1 pseudogene is annotated in these 233 nt (G+C 58.8%); it reads left to right on the top strand.

Going from position 1 to position 233, the window contains the following annotated elements:
• Positions 1-233 (top strand): annotated as a pseudogene (locus SB753_RS41820) (AI-2E family transporter); the annotation flags it as partial.

Below are 233 nucleotides of genomic sequence, written 5' to 3'. Positions count from 1 at the left end.
TCCCGAGAACGGCCAGCAGATTGCCGATTTATGCACGTCGACCATTCGGGCGGTGGCGCAGGGTGTGGTCGGTATTGCGTTCATCCAGATGCTGCTCATCGGCATCGCGTTCATCGTCATGGGTATTCCCGGCGCGGGCCTGCTCGCGCTCGCCGTGCTGCTGATCGGCATCATGCAGTTACCCGCAACGCTGATTACAGTACCCGTCATCATTTTCGTGATTGTTACGCAGG

This window comes from Paraburkholderia sp. SIMBA_053 (assembly GCF_046534895.1).
Taxonomy (GTDB): domain Bacteria; phylum Pseudomonadota; class Gammaproteobacteria; order Burkholderiales; family Burkholderiaceae; genus Paraburkholderia; species Paraburkholderia caledonica.
Note: the sequence above shows the minus strand (reverse complement) of the source record. Positions and strands in the feature narration are given on the sequence as shown.